Source organism: Streptomyces sp. CA-210063 (assembly GCF_024612015.1).
GTDB lineage: Bacteria > Actinomycetota > Actinomycetes > Streptomycetales > Streptomycetaceae > Streptomyces.
The window spans coordinates 6626059-6644875 of sequence record NZ_CP102512.1 but is presented as its reverse complement, the minus strand read 5'-3'; the positions used below and the strand labels follow the sequence as shown (position 1 = coordinate 6644875).

The window sequence follows — 18817 nt, the reverse complement described above, 5'->3', positions numbered from 1 at the left end:
GTGCGTACGCACACCGTAACCGCGAAGGCTGTCAGTACGCCTCCACGATCTTCACCTCCTCCTCGGTCACCTCGCCCTCGACGATCCGGTACGAGCGGAACTGGAAGTCGCCGAGTCCGTCGGTGTCCGCGGTCGAGACGAGGACGTAGTGGGCGCCCGGCTCGTTGGCGTAGGAGATGTCGGTGCGGGAGGGGTAGGCCTCGGTGGCCGTGTGGGAGTGGTAGATGACCACCGGCTCCTCGTCGCGTTCGTCCATCTCGCGGTAGAGCCTGAGCAGGTCGCCCGAGTCGAACTCGTAGAACGTGGGCGACATGGCCGCGTTCAGCATCGGGATGAAGCGCTCGGGGCGGTCCGAACCCGCCGGTCCCGCGACGACGCCGCACGCCTCGTCGGGGTGGTCCGTGCGCGCGTGGGCGACGATCTGGTCGACGAGTGCCTGGGTGATGGTCAGCATGCTCGTCAGGATAAGCAGTGGGCCATCCCGTACCGAAGGGTGGTACGGGATGGCCCACATGCTGAGCGGAAGGTCTCAGCCGACCTTGTCGAGCTCCGGCTCGCGGCGCCCGGTGACCTCCGGGTTGCGGGACTTCAGCACGGCCCAGCCGATGCCGAGGGCCGCCGCCCAGCCGGCCATGACGTAGAGGCTGACGCGGGCCTCGTGGTCGTAGGCGATGAGGCAGGTGACGAAGAGCAGGAACACGATGGCGATCCAGCTGCCCACCGAGCCGCCCGGCGCCGGGAAGGAGGAGGCGGGCAGCCGGCCCGCGTCGACCGCGCGGCGGTAGCGGACATGGCTGACCAGGATCATCAGCCAGGTCCAGATACCCGCCCCGGTGGCGACGGAGACGACGTATCCGAAAGCCTTTTCCGGGACGACGTAGTTCAGGATCACGCCGATGCCCATGAAGAGCACGGAGACGGAGATGGCGAAGGCCGGCGTCTTGGTGACGGACAGCTTGTTGAAGGCCTTGGGGGCCTCACCACTGTCGGCCAGGGTGCGCAGCATGCGGCCCGTGGAGTACATGCCGGAGTTGCAGGAGGACAGGGCCGCGGTCAGGACCACGAAGTTGACGATCGCGGCGCCCGCCGGGATGCCGATCTTCGCGAAGGCCGCGACGAAGGGGCTGACGCCGGGCGCGAACTCGGTCCACTTCACCACGCACAGGATGACGGTGAGGGCACCGACGTAGAACAGACCGATGCGCCAGGGCAGGGTGTTGATCGCCTTGGGGAGGGTCTTCTCCGGGTTCTCGGACTCGCCGGCCGTGACACCGACCAGCTCGACGGCGAGGTACGCGAACATCACGCCCTGAAGGGTCATCAGGGAGGAGCCGATGCCCTTGGGGAAGAAGCCGTCGAAGGCCCAGAGGTTCGACACCGCGGCCGTGTCGCCGGCGGCGCTGAAGCCGAAGGTGAGGACGCCGAGGCCGATCACGATCATGCCGATGAGGGCGGTGACCTTGATCATCGAGAACCAGAACTCGATCTCGCCGAACAGCTTCACCGAGATCAGGTTCGCCACGAACAGGACGACCAGGAAGACCAGGGCCGTCACCCACTGCGGGACGGACGGGAACCAGTAGTTGATGTAGATCGCGGCGGCGGTCAGTTCCGCCATGCCGGTGACGACCCACAGCAGCCAGTACGTCCAGCCGGTGAAATAGCCGAAGAACGGGCCGAGGAACTCGCGGGAGTACTCCGCGAAGGAGCCCGAGACGGGGCGGTAGAGCAGCAGCTCACCGAGCGCCCGCATGATGAAGAAGATGATGACGCCGGCGACGGCGTACATCAGGATGAGGCTCGGCCCCGCCTTGGCGATGTTCGCCCCGGCGTTGAGGAAGAGGCCGACGCCGATGGCGCCGCCGATCGCGATCATCTGGACCTGACGGCTGCCGAGCCCGCGCTCGTACCCCTCTTCGGGTGCGTCGCCGCGCACGGCTTCGTCGCTGTTCTTGTTGACCTGAGCGGAGGTCATGTGTGGTGCGCCTTTCTCCACGCCGTGCCGACCCGTGCCGTTCGTCGGCCCCGGATCGGGTTCCGATCCCCCCGGATGTGATGGAGCGATGCCTGGCCGACGGTCGTCGGCTCGGTGGCGCACCCGAGCGGACATGGGTGTCGTCCGTCGGGCGGTCGTGAAGATCTATCACGGCCGCCATCTTGATCGACTGGGCGTTTTGTGGCGTACAACACAGGGAGAGGCGGACAAAGAACACCCGCGAGGGCATCCCTCGCGGGCGTGGTGACGCGATCGTTATCCGGATTTGAGTGTCCTCTGAGCGAACACACAACGTCCCGGGGGCGACCCGGAAAGGAATTTCAGGGCATGAGCGTGGTGACGAGCGAGTCCTGGAGGCCGCCCAGCCACAGATAGGCCATCACCATCGGCTTGCGCGGGTCCTCGTCCGGGAGGCGGTAGAGGAGGTCGCTGTCCTCCTCGTCGACGATGTCGAGCCGGGAGCCGATGGCGAGGCGCAGATCGTTGAGGCAGCCGAGCCACTGCCGGGAGTCGTCCGCCGACAGCTTCAGTACGGCCCCGCCCTCACCGGTCGCCGCCAGCGCGTCCAGGGAGTGGATCACCGCGAGGGCGTTGTCGCGCTTGCCGGCCCGCAGGTCGTTCTCGGTGAAGCGGCGGAACTCCGAGGAGTACGCCCGCTGCTCCTCAGCCTCCCGGGCCGTCGGGGTGCCCTCGGGATCGCTGTAGGCGTCCGGGAACAGCCGGAGCAGCACGGGATCCTTGGGCGGCTCGCTCGGACCCTCGGCGAAGAGTTCGGCGAGCGGGTCGTCACCGGCGTCCTCCGCGGGGCCCGGGCCGATCAGCTCCAGGAGCTGCACCGCCAGCGAGCGGATGATGGAGATCTCGACCTCGTCGAGCGCGACGGCCGCGCCGCCGCCGGGGAGCGATTCGAATTGTCCTGGCATCAGGTGCGTCGCTACTTCCGGTCCTGCTGGAGGGTGGCCCACAGACCGTAGCCGTGCATGGCCTGTACGTCGCGTTCCATCTCCTCGCGTGTTCCGCTGGAGACGACCGCGCGGCCCTTGTGGTGGACGTCGAGCATGAGCTTGGTGGCCTTGTCCTTCGAGTACCCGAAGTACGACTGGAAGACATACGTCACATAGCTCATGAGGTTGACCGGATCGTTGTGGACGATCGTCAGCCACGGCACGTCGGGCTCGGGTACGGCGAAGACCTCCTCCGCCGACTCGGTCTTCTCGATCTCGATGGGTGCGGCTGCCGTCACACGCCCATGCTGCCACCACAGGGGGGTGGACGCACAAACGGGCGTCCGCGACCAGGTCCCGGGAGAAACGATCGCCCCGGAAATCGTCAGATTGACGAGATGGGAGTACGATCCCTTGCCATGAACACAGCGGACCTTGGTTTGCCGGTCGACGTCCCCTCGACCGCGCTCTTCACGGACCACTACGAACTCACGATGCTGCAGGCCGCGTTGAAGGCGGGTACGGCCGAGCGGCGTTCGGTGTTCGAGGTCTTCACACGGCGGTTGCCGGAGGGACGACGGTACGGCGTGGTCGCCGGCACCGGGCGGGTGCTGGACGCGGTGGAGAACTTCCGGTTCGATCCGGGCGTCCTCGGCTTCCTGCGCGAGCGCTCCGTCGTCAACGCGGAAACCCTCGACTGGCTCGCCGGCTACCGCTTCAGCGGGGACGTGTGGGGCTACCAGGAGGGCGAGGTGTACTTCCCGGGCTCGCCGATCATGCGGGTCGAAGGCACCTTCGCGGAGTGCGTCCTCCTGGAGACCGTGATCCTCTCCATCCTCAACCACGACTCGGCCATCGCGGCCGCCGCCTCCCGGATGTCGAGCGCCGCCGGGGAGCGCCCGCTGATCGAGATGGGCGCCCGGCGCACGCACGAGCTGGCCGCCGTGGCCGCCTCGCGCGCCGCGTACGTCGGCGGCTTCACCTCCACCTCGGACCTGGCCGCCGGCTTCCGCTACGGCATCCCGACGGTCGGCACCAGCGCCCACGCCTTCACCCTGCTCCACGACCGCGAGCGCGACGCCTTCCAGGCCCAGGTGGACTCCCTCGGCCGGAACACCACGCTGCTCGTCGACACGTACGACGTCACCGAGGCCGTACGGACCGCCGTGGAGATCGCCGGGCCCGAGCTCGGCGCCGTGCGCATCGACTCCGGTGATCTGCTCCTCGTCGCCCACCGGGTGCGGCAGCAGCTGGACGAGCTGGGCGCGACCGACACGCGGATCATCGTGACCTCGGACCTCGACGAGTACGCCATCGCCTCACTGGCGGCGGCGCCCGTGGACGCGTACGGCGTCGGAACGCAGCTGGTGACCGGCTCCGGCCACCCCACCTGCTCGATGGTCTACAAACTCGTCGCCCGCGCCGAGTCGGCGGACCCCACGGATCCGCTCGTCCCCGTGGCGAAGAAGTCCACCGGCGGCAAGACGTCCATCGGGGGCCGCAAGTGGGCGGCCCGGCGGCTGGACGAACACGGCGTCGCGGAGGCCGAGGTGGTCGGCACCGGGCCCGTCCCCCAGGAGCTCCAGGAACGGCAGCTCCTGGTCCCGCTGATCAGGGACGGCCAGGTCCTCGCCCGCGAGTCCCTGGACGTCGTCCGCGAACGGCATGTGACCGCCCGCGCGAACCTGCCGCTGTCGGCGATACAGCTGTCGCGCGGGGAGGCCGTCCTTCCGACGGAGTACGTCTGAGGCGCGCAAGTCCGTGCGGGATGCCGGGCGGGGGCGGTGGGGGCACGCTGGGGGTGGGCGTGCCCCGCTGCGAGCCGCTCAGCGCCCGCGTGTCCGGCCCGTGCTCCGGTCCGCGCCCCGGGCGAGCGCCGGATGCCCCCTCCCGAACAGCTCTCGAAGTCTCTAGGCTCGGAAGTTCGTAGTTTCGAAGTCCAGCGTTTCGCAGCACATGCGCAACACAGCGGATCGGCCGGCACCGCACGACCACGCCATGACCGCACCTCGCCACCCGTCCCAGACCTCACCTCACCCCTCATCCGCGAAGGACACCGACACCATGCGCCGCGCCTTGATCGTCGTTGACGTGCAGAACGACTTCTGCGAGGGGGGCAGCCTCGCGGTGGCCGGCGGTGCCGATGTGGCCGCCGCCATCACCGAGCTGATCGGCCAGGCGGCCGGCCCCGGGTACCAGCATGTGGTGGCCACCCGCGACCACCACATCGCGCCGGGCGGCCACTTCTCCGACAACCCCGACTACGTCCACTCCTGGCCCGCCCACTGTGTCGCCGGGACGGAGGGGGTCGGCTTCCACCCGAACTTCGCCCCCGCGGTCGCCTCCGGCGCGGTCGACGCCGTCTTCGACAAGGGCGCGTACGCGGCGGCCTACAGCGGCTTCGAGGGCGCCGACGAGAACGGCGTCCCCCTCGCCGACTGGCTCCGCGCCCGCGACATCACCGAACTCGACGTCGTCGGCATCGCCACGGACCACTGCGTACGAGCCACCGCCCTGGACGCCGCGAGGGAGGGCTTCCGCACCCACGTCCTCCTGGACCTGACCGCCGGAGTAGCCGAGCAAACCACCGAGCGCGCCCTGGAGGAGCTCCGAGACGCAGGCGTGGAACTCTCGGGCAAGCCGGTGGTATAGCCCCAAAAACCCGTCTGCGGGCAACCGCGCCGCTGAGCACTCCCTGCCACGCACAGCTGCGGGCAACCGCGCCGCTGAGCACTCCCTGCCACGCACAGCTGCGGGCAATCGTGCCGCTGGGGCGGCACGGGTGGGCGCAGCGGCACCCGGCGAGCGCCGGTGAGCGGAACCCCGCCCGAGCTCAGCCCCCGCCGCGGGGAGGCTTCGCAGGGTGCGGCCGGCTCGGCACCACGGAAAAGCTCACACCCGTACCGTCGGCCGCCGAAGCAGCGCCCTGATCGGATGCCACAGCTCCGGTGTCGTGGAGGCCGGGCAGACGGGTGACGTGCGCCATATGAGGCCGTCCGGGTGGTGAAGGACCGCGGTGATCTCGTCCGGAGTCGGGGGCGCCGCGTTCCCGCGGAGGTAGATCGCGCGCATGCCCAGGTTACGGAGCCGGGTGAGGGCACGGGCACGGTTCGCGGCCAGGACGAGGACGCGGACGGAGCCGTCGCCCGGCACGGCCCCCGCCGGAACACCGACCATGGCCCCGGCGGGCACGCCGAACACGGCCCTGGACATGGCGGTCGAAGCACCGGCAGGCTCCGCGGGCAGACTCTCAGCGTCCGGCCAGGGTGCGGGTCCGGGCACGGCCACGGCAGTCCCGGCGACGGACGCGGACAGAGTCCCGACGGCCCCGGGCGATGCCCCGACGCCGGCCCCGGGCAGAGCCCCGGCGACGGCCTCGGGCAATGCCCCGACCACAGCCTCGGGCAGAGCCCCGACAGTCCCGGGCACAGCCCCGACAGTCCCGGGCACAGCCCCGACGGCCCCGGGCAGAGCCCCGGGGACTCCCCCGGAGGCAGCCCCGGGAAGAGCCCCGGCGGCAGCCTCGGGAACCCCGGGAAGAGCCCCGGAGGCACCCCCGGACCCGTCCCCGGGCAGCGCGGCGCTTCCCGCGCCCCTCGCCGTCGCTCCCGGCAGGTTGAGTGCGACGACGACATTGCCGTCCGGCAGCTTGCAGAAACCTCCTGCGGCCATGCAGGTCACACCCCCGTACGCGTCAGTGTCAATAAGAAGACCACACCCCGCACCTAAACACGTCCGGCCGCGACCCGCCAAGGGGGTCACGGCCGGACATGCTCTGACCTGCGAAAATGCTGGTTACTTCACTGCGGGGCCGACCTGGACCGAGATCGTGGAGCCGTCCTTGGCCTCCTTGACGATCTTGATCTTGGTGTTGGTGTCAGTGATCTTGACACCGGCCAGCGGGGTCGCCTCGTCGTAGTACGTGTGGGTGTGGTCGTTGAACGTGGACACACCCTTCGACGACGGGATCTTCGTCAGCACGTCCGCCTTGTGCAGCTTGAGACCGTCCGTGCGGTACAGGCTGAACGGCGAGTCGTAGGACTGGATCCGGCTGCGCATCACCGTGCCGTCGGCCCACTTCAGCGCCGCCGGGTGCGAGTCGACCGGCAGCAGCAGACCCGTACCCGGGTGGACGCTGGTGTTGTTGTCCGCCTGCGAGGTGTCCCACTTCCAGATCAACAGACCGTTCTGGTACGGGAAGTGCTCCACCCAGGCCGGACGCGTGGTCGAGAAGCCGAAGTTGTACGGGCCGACCTTCAGGGTCTTGTCGTACGACACGTACTGACGGTTCTCGGCGATGTAGTACTGGGCGTAGTCGTCCGTGATCGCCGCCCCCACACGGGAGAAGCCCTTGGCGGCCCAGGCCGCGTCCGCGCTCTCCGCGTCGTCCGAGAAAAGGACGGAGCCGTCGGCGGTCACCGCGATCGAGTCGGCCGTGAAGCCCTTCGGGGCCACCCCGCCGTCCGTCTGGTAGCGGAAGCGGAGGTCGAACTTCTGGCCCGCGTAGGCGTCCAGGGAGTACGACAGCTTCTTGTACGCGGCGGAGGAACCGGTCAGCGCGGGCTTGCCGCTGGCGTCGCGCGGGATCGCCGCGCCGTCCACCGTGCCGTCGATCGGCGTCCAGTTGGCGCCGCCGTCGGTCGACACCTCGGTGTAGAGGTAGTCGTACTCGGCCTCGATGTCGTACCAGCCGTCGAGGGTGAGCGCGGCCGACGACTTGCCCGTGAGGTCCACGGAACGGGTCAGCGTGTTGGAGAGGTTGTCACCGCTGCCGCTCCACCACTGAGTGGAGCCCTGAGCCGGCTCGACGATCTCGGTGGTGACCGTCTTCTTGGGCAGCTCGACCACGAGGGCCTGCTTGTCCTTGGTGTTGTACTCCGCGACACCCAGCTTGTGCTTCGACTTCGTCGCGGCCTTCGCCGTGTCGTAGTCGAGCCAGCCCAGCTGCAGCTTGTCCCAGGCGGTCATGTCGCCGGGCAGGTCGCCGATGGCTTCCTTGCCGGTGCCGAGCCAGGAACCGGAGGACATCAGGGTCCAGAAACCGGTGGAGTTGTCGCCGCCCTGGGTGTCGTAGTGGTCCGGCAGACCGAGGTCGTGGCCGTACTCGTGGGCGAAGACACCGAGGCCGCCGTTCTCCGGCTGGATGGTGTAGTCGCCGACCCAGATGCCGGTGTCACCGATCTTGGCGCCGCCGAGCCGGTTGCCGTCGGGGCCCGTCGCACCCGCGTCGGAGCCGAACGCGTACCAGCGGTGCGCCCAGATGGCGTCCTCGCCCTGCACGCCGCCGCCCGCGGACTCGTCCTCACCGGCGTGCACGATCTGGAAGTGGTCGATGTAGCCGTCGGACTCGTTGAAGTCGCCGTCGCCGTCGAAGTCGTAGCGGTCCCACTGGTCGAACTCGGCCACGTCCGCCTTGATCTCGGCGTCGGTGCGCCCCGCTGCCTTCTGCTGGGCGACCCAGGACGTCACGCCGTCGCTGACCACGTTCCACACGCTGGAGCAGGTCGACTGGCCGCAGGCGTTGTTGCCGTAACGGGCCTCGTTGTAGGGGACCTTGACCCAGTCGGAGACCTCGCCCTCGATCGAGTAGCGGCCCGAGGACTGCTTCTCGTAGTACGTCTTCATCGAGGCGGTGCCGTCGCCGAAGTACAGGTCCTGGAAGTGCCCCTGGTCGTAGTCCGCCTGCCAGGCCGTGGAGTTGTCCTGGGTGCGGTCCGGCTCGGCTATCTCGTTGTGCGCCGGGCCCACGGTGCCGCCGTAGCGGCTGTCGATCTGGTCGCCGAACTCGACGAGGATCGTGAAGATCTTGTCGGTCTTCTCGCGGCCGAGCTCGACGTACTTGCTCTTGCCCTTCTTGCTCTTCAGCTGCACGACCTGCGAGCCGTCACGGTTCTTGACCGTGGCGTCGCCGGATATGACCTGCTGCAGGGCCTCCTCGCGCTGGGCCTCCTGAGTCTTGCTCAGAGGGCCTTCGAGGTCATGGTCGGCGTGCTCGTGGTCCGCCGGGTCCTGCCGGTCCACAGCCGCCGCGGGCGCACCCTCGGCGGCCTGCGCCACCGTGAGGCCCGACAACGTCGCGGCCGCCGTGGCGACCGCGACGCCGATAGCGGCCGCTCTGGATGTCCAGGGTCTACTGGTCACTTGAGGTCCTCCCCCGCGCCCGTTCGCGCGGAAGGGGATGCCCCGGTCGTGGAGGAGTCCGCGCGCGGTATACGCGTGTAGTCAAGTGACGTCATTCGACCGGAGTTTCGAGATAAAAAACAGATCTTGACTTGGACAGGTCAAGTGCATTATCGGCGTCCACAGGAAGCGCCTGTTCGTTATCCGGACGTTACGTGCACCGTCCACACATCCCCGCGCACCCCTCACCCGGCGCGCATATGCCTCCTGCCGCCGGACGCCATGACTCCGTGCGCCCCCTGTGCACCCGGCACCGTGTGTCAGGTCACGCTTACCCGTCGTTCCACTCGGGCACCCTGGCGAATAGAGTCGATTGGCGGAGCGCCGGAAGTCGGCGAAAGCCAAGCCGACGGCACTGCTTCACCTTTGATTCGTATCCGTAACCCTCCCCCCATTGTGAGAGGCACGGGGAGACCCACCCGAGGACACGATTGCCATGCCTCGTCCGACGACCGCACAGCTCGCCTACGGCTCCTGCACCGTGATCTTGTCCACCCTCGCCATGCTGCTGCTGTCACAGACGAGTTCCGGCGTGGGCATCACGGTGATCGCCCTTTCCGCCCTCGCCCTCGGCCTGCTCGTCGCACTGACCGTGCCGCTGCCCAAGCCCGCCCCCAAGCCCGCGAGCAGGACCGTCGCGCGCTCCACGGCATCCACCACCGCCCCGGCCCCGACACCGGCCGCCGTGGAGTCCGAAGCCGTACGGGAGCCGGTGCACGAACGGACGGGTTCCTGAACCGGCACTGGGTGACAGCTTGCTGAAACGCTTCGGCGGGCCCGTGGATCATGGATCCCGGACCCGCCGTCGTCGTGTCGTGCCGTGCCGTCTCGTCCCACCCTCCCCCGGTCCAGCCGGCTCTCTTCGGTCAACCGGTGCTGATCACCACCGTCTTGGCCGCCTTGTCGTGCAGCCCCTGCTTGTAGGGCTTGTCGAAGAAGCTCCAGCCGCCCGCGATCGCGGTCCAGACGCAGCAGCAGCAGAAGGCGAAGGGGATCCACAGCACGGCCGCGCGCGTCAGAGCGGTCTGGAGGGAGGGCGTGGAGCCGTCGTTGAGGTTCGCCACCCGCAGCTTCATCAGCCGCTTGCCGAGGGTGCGGCCGTCCTTGACGGTGAAGTAGGTGTCGTACCCGATGTAGAGGATCGCGGCGAGCGCCTCCTGCGCCAGGGACTTGCCGAACTCGAAGTCGCCCGAGTCCACGGTGTACTGGCTGATCCTGAACGCCCACGCCAGCAGCCCCACCACGATCCCCACGAGGATCATGTCGAGGATGCGCGCGAGCACCCGCTTACCGCTGTCGGCGAGCGGCGGCATGCCCGAGAGCGGGTCATTGGGGTACTGCCCACCGCCATAGGGGTCACCGCCGTAGGGACCACCGCCGCCGCCATAGGGACCACCACCGTACGGCGGCGGCTGGCTTCCGTACGGCGGTTCCTGGCCGCCGCCGTACGGCGGTTCCTGGGGCGGGCGGTCGTACGGGGAGCCGCCGCCCTGGTGCGGCGGGGGCTGCTGCTTCCTGAACGGGTCGTCGTCCGGGGACTGACCAGATCCGTAGGGCGGCGGTTCGGTACTCATGGCCCGAGTCGACCGCGAACCCCCCGGCTCCGCATCCGGCACGGGGCCGTCCGGGGTACGAGGCTCCGTACGCATTCCCCGTCCGGCCCGTTCGCCACTCACCCGGCGCGGCGCCCGCACCGCTCCCGCAAGGTGCGACGCCCGTACCGCTACTTGCCCGCCACGAACGTGTGCGCCGCCTTGTCGTGCCAGCACTGGCGCCACGGCTTGTCGATCAGGCACCACAGGACGCCGATCACACCGATGCCGAGCAGCCCGGAGACGGTGTGGACGAGCCAGCGGCGCAGGGAGCGGCCGAACGACGGGGGCTCGTGGCCCTCGATGTCCCGGACGTCGATACCGAACAGCTTCTTGCCGAGGGTGCGGCCCCACTTGGCGGTGGGCAACACCTCGTAGAGGGCGCTGACGAGGAACAGGACGCCGAGGATGATGCCCAGATAGACGGAGGTCGTGCCGTCGACCAGCCAGACGGTGACCTTCTCGCCGGAGAGCTTGGCCGCGTCGATCTTCTCGTTGATGTGGTCCATCGCCTTCGTGCCGAACGGCACGGCGGCCCCGGCCGTGACGGCGCCGACGACCAGGCTGTCCACGAGCCGGGCGGCCAGCCGTCTGCCGAGCCCCGCGGGGCGGGCCTCCGACTGCCGCCGCACCACCGCCTGGAACGGGTCCTCCACGACCGGCTTCCACGGCGCGACCGGCTGCTCCCCCTCACCCCCCGCGAGCCGGTGCACCTGCTGCGCCCAGGAGGGCTGCCCGCCACCGGAACCGACGGCCATGGGCGTGTCCGCCGACTGCCGGGCGGCGGCCTGCCGGGGCACTCCCGGCGCGGGCTGCGGGGTGGGCGTGGCCTGCTGCGGGAAGGCACCGCCGAACGAGGGCTGCGGCGGCTCCGGTTGCCGCTGGGCCGGGGTGGTCGGGGTGACCGGAGTGGCTGGGGCGGCAGGAGCGGCGGGTACGGCAGGAGCGACCGCCGCCGCAGCAGCCGCAGCCGCCGCCGCCGGGGCAGTGCCGCCCGGCTGCGGACCCTGCGGACCCGGCTGCGGACCCTGCGGGCCCTGCTGCGGTCCGGACGGTGCCGTCGAGGGCGTGGAGGACTGGGGGGCGAGCCCCAGGGCCTGCTGGGCGGCTGCCTGGGCGCTCGTCAGGGGGGCGCCGAAGACGCCGGGGGTCGCGGCGGCGCCCCCGTCCGGCTGTCCCGCGCGCGAGGAGGACGGGCGGAACGTCATGGTGCCGTCCGACTGCGGCGGTTCCGCGCTGTCGGCCGCCCGCGGGCTCCCGGACGTGTTCGGGCGGCGGAAGACCACCGTGCCCTGCGGAGCCCCGGGGTCGTCCTGGGTCTCCGTCGGCGGGATCGTCGCCGTACCGTCCGTGCTCGCGGTAGGTCCGGAGTCCGCGGAGTCGATGTCGCCACCCGTGTCCGCCGCGAGGGAGACCCGGGGGTCGCGCGGGTCGGCGCCCGTGGCCGAACCCCAGGAGACCCGGCGGTCCTTGTCGCCGCCGAAGCCGGTCTGGCGGGAGCGGTCGGCGCCCCACGCGGTGGCGGGCTCGGGGCGGGAGCCGTGCAGGGCGCTGTCGGAGGCCGGGCGGGCCGGTTCGCCGCCGGACGCGGGGTCCTCGTCGAAGAAGTGCGGGCCCGTCTCCTCCACGGCGCCGGCCGAGCCGGGGCCGGAGCCGGGCGGCGGGGCGAGCGGTTCGCCGTCGGAGGGCGCCGGACGGCTCGTACCCGGCACCCAGGCCGCGCCGTTCCAGTACCGGACATATCCAGGAATGGACGGGTCCGGGTAATACCCTTCGCGGGGCCTGTCGTCGCCGGGGGCCGGGGTTGGGGCGCTCATGTCCGTCGTCCCGTATCTGCTCGTGGGTTTGGTAGGGGGCATCCACATCTACCAGACGCCGGCAAGTCCCATGACCGCTGCCGCCGGACCCACCCCTTTCGAGCACGGATCTGCTACGGGACGACACGGCCGTCGGGCGCCGGAATCGGGTGGGTGATCTGCTCGGCGAACTCGTCCGTGAACTCGTCGGAAAAAAGTTCCGCGAACCCGCGTAATGCTTCGGGCCCCACCGCCCTCTCACTCGTACGGGCCCGCCCACGGGGCCCCGTACGAGAGAGGAACGATCACCATGCGGCACACCGTCGTGGAGCGTGAGCTGGAGCTCAAGCTCGTCCTGTCGCCCGAGCGCAGCGTCCCCGTGCCGGCCAAGCTGCGCTACCGCAGCGACGACCCGTACGCCGTGCACATCACCTTCCACATCAACTCCGACCGCCCGGTGCGCTGGACGTTCGCGCGGGAGCTGCTCGTGGAGGGCGTGTTCCGGCCGTGCGGGCACGGGGACGTGCGGGTGTGGCCGACGAAGGTGTCGGGCCGCGGCCTCGTGCTGATGGCGCTCAGCTCGCCGGACGGGGACGCGCTGCTCGAAGCGCCGGCCGCCGCCGTGTCGGCCTGGCTGGAGCGGACCCTGCGGGTGGTCCCGCCGGGGTCCGAGTTCGACATGCTGCGCATCGACGACGGTCTGGCCGAACTGCTCGCCCAGTGACGCGCGGGCGTCAGAACAGCGGGCGTCAGAGCAGCAGATGTCAGAACAGCAGGTGTCAGAACAGCTTGCCCGGGTTGAGGATGCCCAGCGGGTCGAAGACGGACTTCACGGCCCGCTGCATCTCCATGCCCACCGGGCCGATCTCCCGTGCCAGCCACTCCTTCTTGAGGATGCCCACGCCGTGCTCGCCGGTGATCGTGCCGCCGAGTTCCAGGCCGAGGGCCATGATCTCGTCGAAGGACTCGCGGGCGCGCCGGGACTCGTCGGGGTCTGCCGCGTCGAAGCAGACGGTGGGGTGCGTGTTGCCGTCGCCGGCGTGTGCGCAGACCCCGATGGTCAGGTCGTACTTCTCGGCGATGCGGTCGACGCCGTCGAGCAGTTCGCCGAGCTTCGAGCGCGGCACGCACACGTCGTCGATCATCGTCGTGCCCTTCACCGCCTCCAGCGCGGTGAGCGACAACCGCCGCGCCTGGAGCAGCAGTTCGGACTCCGCCGCGTCGTCCGCCGGTACGACCTGGGTGGCGCCCGCGGCCTCGCACAACTCCCCGACGGCGGCGAGGTCGGCGGCCGGGTCCGGGGTGTCGAAGGCGGCGAGCAGCAGCGCCTCGGTGGTCTCCGGCAGTCCCATGTGGGCCAGGTCGTTGACGGCCTTCACCGTCGTACGGTCCATGAGTTCGAGCAGTGAGGGCACGTGCCCGCCGGCCATGATCCGGCAGACCGCGTCGCACGCGGCGGCCGCCGACGCGAACTCCGCGGCGAGCACGAGCTGTTGCGGCGGCTGCGGCTTGAGGGCGAGGATCGCGCGGACGACGATGCCGAGCGAGCCCTCCGAGCCGACGAAGAGCCGCGTGAGGTCGTACCCGGCGACGCCCTTCGCGGTCCGCCTGCCGGTGGACATCAGCCGGCCGTCGGCGAGCACGACGTCCAGGCCGAGGACGTACTCGGCGGTCACCCCGTACTTCACACAGCACAGGCCGCCGGAGGCCGTGCCGATGTTGCCGCCGATCGTGCACATCTCCCAGCTGGAGGGGTCCGGCGGGTAGCAGAGGCCGTGCTCGTTGACCGCGCGGGAGAGGGTCGCGTTGATGACGCCGGGTTCGACGACGGCGATGCGGTCGACGGGATCGATTTCGAGAATCCGGTCCATTTTCGTCAGGGACAGCACGATGCAGCCCTCGGAGGCGTTGGCGCCGCCGGAGAGGCCCGTGCGGGCACCCTGGGGGACGACCGGGACGCGCAGTTCCGTGGCGACGCGCATGACGTGCCGCACCTGTTCGACGGTCCGGGGCAGGACGACGACCGCCGGGACACCCGCCTCGCAGAAGCTCGCCATGTCGTTCGCGTACGAGGCCGTGACGTCCGGATCGGCGAGGACCGCCTCCGGCGGCAGGCCGCTCAGCAGACGGTCGACGAGGTTGCCGGTCGTCTCGTCACTCGGGGCTTGAATACGGCTCATGATCACAGGTTCGCACTCACGGCCATCGGTGTGAACCCGTCGACGCGAGCCTTCCGGGGTGCGGGATGTGGTCGTCGTATTGACGCACAGTGAGCGGCATGTCTGTGGAGAACGAGGAGCGGGCGGCCAGGCGACTGGGGCGCGTGCTGGGCGGGCTGGGCGAGGCCGCGCGAGTGACTCTGCGGAGGGTGCCCGGGTGGGGGCAGGGGCGGGGAGTGATCGGTGCGGTCCTCGGATGCTTCGTGCTCGGGGGTGTGCTGATGGCGGTGCCGCCGGACGGGGGTGACGGGGGTGGGGGCCGGGAGGCGCGGCCGGTGGGCGCGGCCGGGCCCGAGGTGCGGACACGGGCCGTCGTGACGGCCGGGGTGCCCGCAGCGCTGCCCGACGTGGCCGAGGTCATCCGGGAACGCGAGGCCCGGGTGCGGGAGCGTCCGCGTGACCACGCGTCCTGGGCGGTGCTCGGCGTCGCGTACACCGAGCGGGCCCGGCGGACCGGCACCGTCGCCGACTACCCCAGGGCCGAACGCGCGCTGCACACCTCCCTGCGGCTCCGGCCGCGCGGCAACGCGGACGCCCTCGCCGGGCTGACCGCGCTCGCGAGCGCCCGCCGCGACTTCCGGACGGCGGAGCAGTGGGGCGAGGAGGCCGCACGGGTGGCACCGGGCCGCTGGACCTCGTACGCGCTCCTCATCGACGCGTACGACGGGCTCGGCCGGTACAAGGCCGCGCGCGGCACCCTGGAGAAGCTGCTCGCCGTGAACTCCGGGCCGGCGGCGCGGGCGCGGGCCGCGCAGGTCTACTGGGACCAGGGGGGACGGGAGGACGCGGCCGCGACGATCGCCGACGCGGCGGTCTCGGGTGAGTCGGCCGAGGGGGCCGCGTGGTGGGTGCGGGCCGGGGAGCTGGCCTGGGAGCGGGGGGAGCCGGAGGAGTCGTTGCGGTACTGCGAGGCCGCCGGTCGGCTGACCGCCGGGGGCGAGCCCGACACCGATGCCTGCCGGGGGCGTGCGCTGGCCGCGCTGGGGCGCACGGCGGAGGGGGTACGGGCGTACCGGGTGGCGTTGTCCCGGCGGCCGTCGGCCCACGTCGCGTTGCGGTTGGGCGAGTTGTACGAGTCGCTGGGGCGGGCGAAGGAGGCGCGGGAGCAGTACGGCGTGGTGCGCGCGCTGGTGCGGCGGTCCGCCGCGGCCGGGGTGAACGAGTCGCTCGTCCTCGGCGCGCTCGAGTCGGAGCACGGTGATCCGGAGGTGGCGGTGCGGGTGCTGCGCGCGGAGTGGGAGCGGCAGCCGAGTCTGCGGGTGGCGGACGCGTTGGGGTGGGCGTTGCATCGGGCCGGGGAGGATCAGGAGGCCCTCGGGTATGCGCGGCGGGCGACCGACAGGGAGCGTGGTGGGGAGGTGCGCAGTGCGGATTTCCTCTCCCACCGGGGAGCGATCGAGCAGGCGCTGGGGCTGGCGGCCTCGGCGCGGCGGCATCTGGCCGAGGCGCGTCGCCTCAACCCGTATGTGGCCTATTAGCTCGGGGGGTGCGGTTCGTAGGCGGGTGCGGGTGCGTTGTGGCTGGTCGCGCAGTTCCCCGCGCCCCTGAAAAGCAGGGGCTGGTCTTTTAGGGGCGCGGGGAACTGCGCGAGCAACCACGAACCACCCGCAGTCGCCCGAACACAGTCAGCCCCGAGTCACTCGGCGCCCTCAAAGATTGCCGCGCTTCTCCTGCTCCCTCTCGATCGCCTCGAACAGCGCCTTGAAGTTGCCCTTGCCGAACCCCATCGACCCGTGCCGCTCGATGATCTCGAAGAAGACCGTCGGCCGGTCCTGGACCGGCTTGGTGAAGATCTGCAGCAGATACCCGTCCTCGTCCCGGTCCGCGAGGATCTTGAGCTCGCGGAGGGTCTCGACCGGGACCCGGGTGTCGCCCACCCACTCGCCGAGCGTGTCGTAGTAGGAGTCCGGGGTGTCCAGGAACCGGACCCCCGCCGCCCGCATCGTCCGTACCGTCCGCACGATGTCGTTCGTGTTGAGCGCGATGTGCTGGACGCCCGCGCCGCCGTAGAACTCCAGGTACTCGTCGATCTGGGACTTCTTCTTGGCGATGGCGGGCTCGTTGATGGGGAACTTGACCTTCAGGGTCCCGTCCGCGACGACCTTCGACATCAGCGCGCTGTACTCGGTGGCGATGTCGTCGCCCACGAACTCCTTCATGTTCGTGAAGCCCATGACCCGGTGGTAGAACTCGACCCACTCGTTCATGCGCCCGAGCTCGACGTTGCCGACGCAGTGGTCGATGGCCTGGAAGGTGCGCTGGGCGGGCGGTTCGACGAGGGGGTCGGCGGCGACGTAACCGGGGAGGTACGGGCCGTCGTAGCCGGTGCGCTCGACGAGGGTGTGGCGGGTCGTGCCGTACGTGGCGATGGAGGCCAGGACGACCGTGCCGTGCTCGTCCTTCACCTCGTACGGCTCGGTGACGCCGCGGGCACCGTGCTCGATGGCGTAGGCGTACGCGCGGCGGGCGTCCGGGACCTCGATGGCGAGGTCGATCACGCCGTCGCCGTGCTCGGCGACATGCTCGGCGAGGAAGTGGCCCCAGGTGGTGGCGGGTTTGACGACCGAGGTGAGGACGAAACGGGCCGAGCCGTTCTCCAGGACGTAGCTCGCCGTCTCGCGGCTGCCGGTCTCGGGGCCGGCGTAGGCGACGAGGCGCATGCCGAAGGCGGTCGAGTAGTAGTGGGCGGCCTGCTTGGCGTTGCCCACGGCGAAGACGACAGCGTCCATTCCCTTGACCGGGAAGGGGTCTGCCTGCCGTGCGGTGTCGGGGACGGGGTGTGTGATCTGCGTCATGGCCGCAGGTTCCTCCCGTGGAGGCAAGGTGCGCAACACTTGCGGTTTCCGCTGGACAATCTGACCAGTGAAGAACCCATACTCCAGCTTCTTCTGTACAGGGTGACCATCCCGGGAGGTCTCATGTCGATCGATCATCTGGACGGCCGGCTGATCGTCCTGCTCGCGCGGGAGCCACGGATCGGGGTGCTGGAGATGTCGCGGCGGCTGGGGGTCGCGCGGGGCACGGTGCAGGCCCGGCTCGACCGGCTTCAGTCGAATGGAGTCATCCGGGGATTCGGGCCCCAGGTGGATCCGGCCGCGCTCGGCTACCCGGTCACGGCGTTCGCGACGCTGCAGATCAGACAGGGGCAAGGGGCCGACGTACGGGCGCACTTGGCGACCGTGCCGGAGGTGCTGGAGCTGCACACGACGACCGGCAGCGGGGACATGCTGTGCCGCCTCGTGGCCCGTTCGAACGCCGATCTCCAGCGGGTGATCGACCGGGTTGTCGGTTTTGATGGCATCGTCCGGGCCGCCACGGCGATCGTCATGGAGAACCCTGTACCGCTGCGGATCATCCCGCTGGTGGAGCAGGCGGCGATCGAGGGGGACCGGGAGACGACGACCTAGCCGACCCTGGGGGTGTGTGCGGGTGAGCTTCTGGGAGTACGTCGGCAGCTACCACGAGAAGCTGCTGTTCGACCTGTACCAGCACGCCGGCGCGGTGTTCCCGTGCATGGTCGTGGCCACGGTCCTCGGAGTGCTGATCGGTGTCGTGACGTATCGCAGGGAGTGGGCCGCCGGGCTCGCCACGACCACCACCACCACCACCCTCCTGGCCATCCCCTCCCTCGCCATGATCGGTCTGCTGATCCCGGTGACGGGCCTGGGCGTGGCGCCCACGGTGATCGCGCTGACGCTGTACGGGCTGCTGCCGGTCGTCCGGAACGCGATCGTGGGCCTGCGCGGGGTCGACCCGGCGCTGGTGGACGCGGCGAAGGGCATCGGGATGTCCCGGCTCCCGCGGCTGCTGCGGGTCGAACTGCCGCTCGCCTGGCCGCCGATCCTCACCGGGATCCGGGTCTCCACGCGGATGCTGATGGGCATCGCCGCGATCGCCGCGTACGCCTCCGGGCCGGGCCTCGGCAACGAGATCTTCCGCGGCATCGCCTCCCTGGGCAGCGCGAACGCCCTCAACCAGGTGCTCGCGGGCACGCTCGGGATCGTCGCGCTGGCGCTGCTGTTCGACGCCGCGTACGTGCTGATCGGGCGGCTGACAATTCCGAGGGGGATCCGTGGCTGACACCGGCATG

At 70.4% G+C, this 18817-nt stretch carries 17 protein-coding genes; 7 read left to right on the top strand and 10 right to left on the bottom strand.

Going from position 1 to position 18817, the window contains the following annotated elements; genetic code table 11:
- Positions 1-31: 31 nt before the first annotated feature.
- The 4 genes from JIX56_RS29080 to clpS all read right to left on the bottom strand — a co-directional run bounded on the left by JIX56_RS29080 (position 32) and on the right by clpS (position 3239).
- The gene (locus JIX56_RS29080) at positions 32-454 is read right to left on the bottom strand and encodes a M67 family metallopeptidase (RefSeq protein WP_257544935.1); all 423 of its coding nucleotides are present in this window, start codon (positions 452-454) and stop codon (positions 32-34) included.
- Between the two features lie 75 nt (positions 455-529).
- Entirely contained in the window at positions 530-1975 is a 1446-nt protein-coding gene (locus JIX56_RS29075) for an amino acid permease (RefSeq protein ID WP_257544934.1), read from the bottom strand.
- A 341-nt stretch (positions 1976-2316) separates the two neighbouring features.
- Positions 2317-2919, bottom strand: coding sequence for a DUF2017 domain-containing protein (locus JIX56_RS29070; RefSeq protein ID WP_257544933.1), 603 nt, complete (start codon positions 2917-2919; stop codon positions 2317-2319).
- A gap of 11 nt (positions 2920-2930) precedes the next feature.
- On the bottom strand, positions 2931-3239 hold the full coding sequence (clpS, locus tag JIX56_RS29065) for an ATP-dependent Clp protease adapter ClpS (protein WP_257544932.1): 309 nt from the start codon (positions 3237-3239) through the stop codon (positions 2931-2933).
- Positions 3240-3359: 120 nt separating this feature from the next.
- Between clpS and JIX56_RS29060 the strand changes: the two genes are divergently transcribed.
- Positions 3360-4688: a nicotinate phosphoribosyltransferase gene (locus JIX56_RS29060; protein WP_257544931.1), complete on the top strand. Its 1329-nt coding sequence runs from the start codon at positions 3360-3362 to the stop codon at positions 4686-4688.
- Between the two features lie 316 nt (positions 4689-5004).
- Positions 5005-5592, top strand: a complete 588-nt coding sequence (locus JIX56_RS29055) for an isochorismatase family protein (protein ID WP_257551182.1) — start codon at positions 5005-5007, stop codon at positions 5590-5592.
- Positions 5593-5832: 240 nt separating this feature from the next.
- Here JIX56_RS29055 and JIX56_RS29050 read toward each other — a convergent pair whose 3' ends face one another.
- Positions 5833-6117: a hypothetical protein gene (locus JIX56_RS29050; RefSeq protein ID WP_257551180.1), complete on the bottom strand. Its 285-nt coding sequence runs from the start codon at positions 6115-6117 to the stop codon at positions 5833-5835.
- A gap of 618 nt (positions 6118-6735) precedes the next feature.
- Complete coding sequence (locus tag JIX56_RS29040) at positions 6736-9081, bottom strand: immune inhibitor A (RefSeq protein WP_257544930.1); 2346 nt, start codon at positions 9079-9081, stop codon at positions 6736-6738.
- Between the two features lie 475 nt (positions 9082-9556).
- On the opposite strand from JIX56_RS29040, the gene JIX56_RS29035 reads away from it, so the two are divergent.
- Positions 9557-9856, top strand: coding sequence for a hypothetical protein (locus JIX56_RS29035; protein WP_257544929.1), 300 nt, complete (start codon positions 9557-9559; stop codon positions 9854-9856).
- Between the two features lie 130 nt (positions 9857-9986).
- On the opposite strand, the gene JIX56_RS29030 is transcribed toward JIX56_RS29035, so the two are convergent.
- Together JIX56_RS29030 and JIX56_RS29025 are read right to left on the bottom strand one after the other, a co-directional pair.
- The gene (locus JIX56_RS29030) at positions 9987-10694 is read right to left on the bottom strand and encodes an RDD family protein (RefSeq protein WP_257544928.1); all 708 of its coding nucleotides are present in this window, start codon (positions 10692-10694) and stop codon (positions 9987-9989) included.
- A 149-nt stretch (positions 10695-10843) separates the two neighbouring features.
- A complete protein-coding gene (locus JIX56_RS29025) occupies positions 10844-12529 on the bottom strand; it encodes an RDD family protein (RefSeq protein ID WP_257544927.1) in 1686 nt (561 codons plus the stop codon).
- Positions 12530-12818: 289 nt separating this feature from the next.
- On the opposite strand from JIX56_RS29025, the gene JIX56_RS29020 reads away from it, so the two are divergent.
- Positions 12819-13232 carry an SsgA family sporulation/cell division regulator gene (locus JIX56_RS29020; RefSeq protein ID WP_257544926.1) on the top strand — a complete coding sequence of 138 codons (414 nt, stop codon included), beginning with the start codon at positions 12819-12821 and terminating at the stop codon, positions 13230-13232.
- A gap of 55 nt (positions 13233-13287) precedes the next feature.
- Here the strand turns inward: JIX56_RS29020 and JIX56_RS29015 are convergent, their stop codons facing one another.
- Positions 13288-14694, bottom strand: coding sequence for an FAD-binding oxidoreductase (locus JIX56_RS29015; protein WP_257544925.1), 1407 nt, complete (start codon positions 14692-14694; stop codon positions 13288-13290).
- A gap of 92 nt (positions 14695-14786) precedes the next feature.
- Here JIX56_RS29015 and JIX56_RS29010 point away from each other — a divergent pair, with 92 nt between their 5' ends.
- A complete protein-coding gene (locus JIX56_RS29010) occupies positions 14787-16205 on the top strand; it encodes a tetratricopeptide repeat protein (protein WP_257544924.1) in 1419 nt (472 codons plus the stop codon).
- 171 nt (positions 16206-16376) lie between these two features.
- On the opposite strand, the gene hppD is transcribed toward JIX56_RS29010, so the two are convergent.
- Complete coding sequence (gene hppD / locus JIX56_RS29005; RefSeq protein WP_257544923.1) at positions 16377-17522, bottom strand: 4-hydroxyphenylpyruvate dioxygenase; 1146 nt, start codon at positions 17520-17522, stop codon at positions 16377-16379.
- A gap of 123 nt (positions 17523-17645) precedes the next feature.
- Between hppD and JIX56_RS29000 the strand changes: the two genes are divergently transcribed.
- Complete coding sequence (locus JIX56_RS29000; protein WP_257544922.1) at positions 17646-18134, top strand: Lrp/AsnC family transcriptional regulator; 489 nt, start codon at positions 17646-17648, stop codon at positions 18132-18134.
- A gap of 22 nt (positions 18135-18156) precedes the next feature.
- On the top strand, positions 18157-18807 hold the full coding sequence (locus JIX56_RS28995) for an ABC transporter permease (protein ID WP_257544921.1): 651 nt from the start codon (positions 18157-18159) through the stop codon (positions 18805-18807).
- Positions 18808-18817: the final 10 nt, after the last annotated feature.

Coding starts and splice junctions, on each gene's coding strand:
- JIX56_RS29050 (WP_257551180.1), bottom strand. CDS start 6,117: ATGGTCGGTGTTCCGGCGGGGGCCGTGCCGGGCGACGGCTCCGTCCGC.
- JIX56_RS29055 (WP_257551182.1), top strand. CDS start 5,005: ATGCGCCGCGCCTTGATCGTCGTTGACGTGCAGAACGACTTCTGCGAG.
- JIX56_RS29080 (WP_257544935.1), bottom strand. CDS start 454: ATGCTGACCATCACCCAGGCACTCGTCGACCAGATCGTCGCCCACGCG.
- JIX56_RS29010 (WP_257544924.1), top strand. CDS start 14,787: ATGTCTGTGGAGAACGAGGAGCGGGCGGCCAGGCGACTGGGGCGCGTG.
- hppD (WP_257544923.1), bottom strand. CDS start 17,522: ATGACGCAGATCACACACCCCGTCCCCGACACCGCACGGCAGGCAGAC.
- JIX56_RS29070 (WP_257544933.1), bottom strand. CDS start 2,919: ATGCCAGGACAATTCGAATCGCTCCCCGGCGGCGGCGCGGCCGTCGCG.
- JIX56_RS29000 (WP_257544922.1), top strand. CDS start 17,646: ATGTCGATCGATCATCTGGACGGCCGGCTGATCGTCCTGCTCGCGCGG.
- JIX56_RS29060 (WP_257544931.1), top strand. CDS start 3,360: ATGAACACAGCGGACCTTGGTTTGCCGGTCGACGTCCCCTCGACCGCG.
- JIX56_RS29020 (WP_257544926.1), top strand. CDS start 12,819: ATGCGGCACACCGTCGTGGAGCGTGAGCTGGAGCTCAAGCTCGTCCTG.
- JIX56_RS29035 (WP_257544929.1), top strand. CDS start 9,557: ATGCCTCGTCCGACGACCGCACAGCTCGCCTACGGCTCCTGCACCGTG.
- JIX56_RS29030 (WP_257544928.1), bottom strand. CDS start 10,694: ATGAGTACCGAACCGCCGCCCTACGGATCTGGTCAGTCCCCGGACGAC.
- JIX56_RS29075 (WP_257544934.1), bottom strand. CDS start 1,975: ATGACCTCCGCTCAGGTCAACAAGAACAGCGACGAAGCCGTGCGCGGC.
- JIX56_RS29025 (WP_257544927.1), bottom strand. CDS start 12,529: ATGAGCGCCCCAACCCCGGCCCCCGGCGACGACAGGCCCCGCGAAGGG.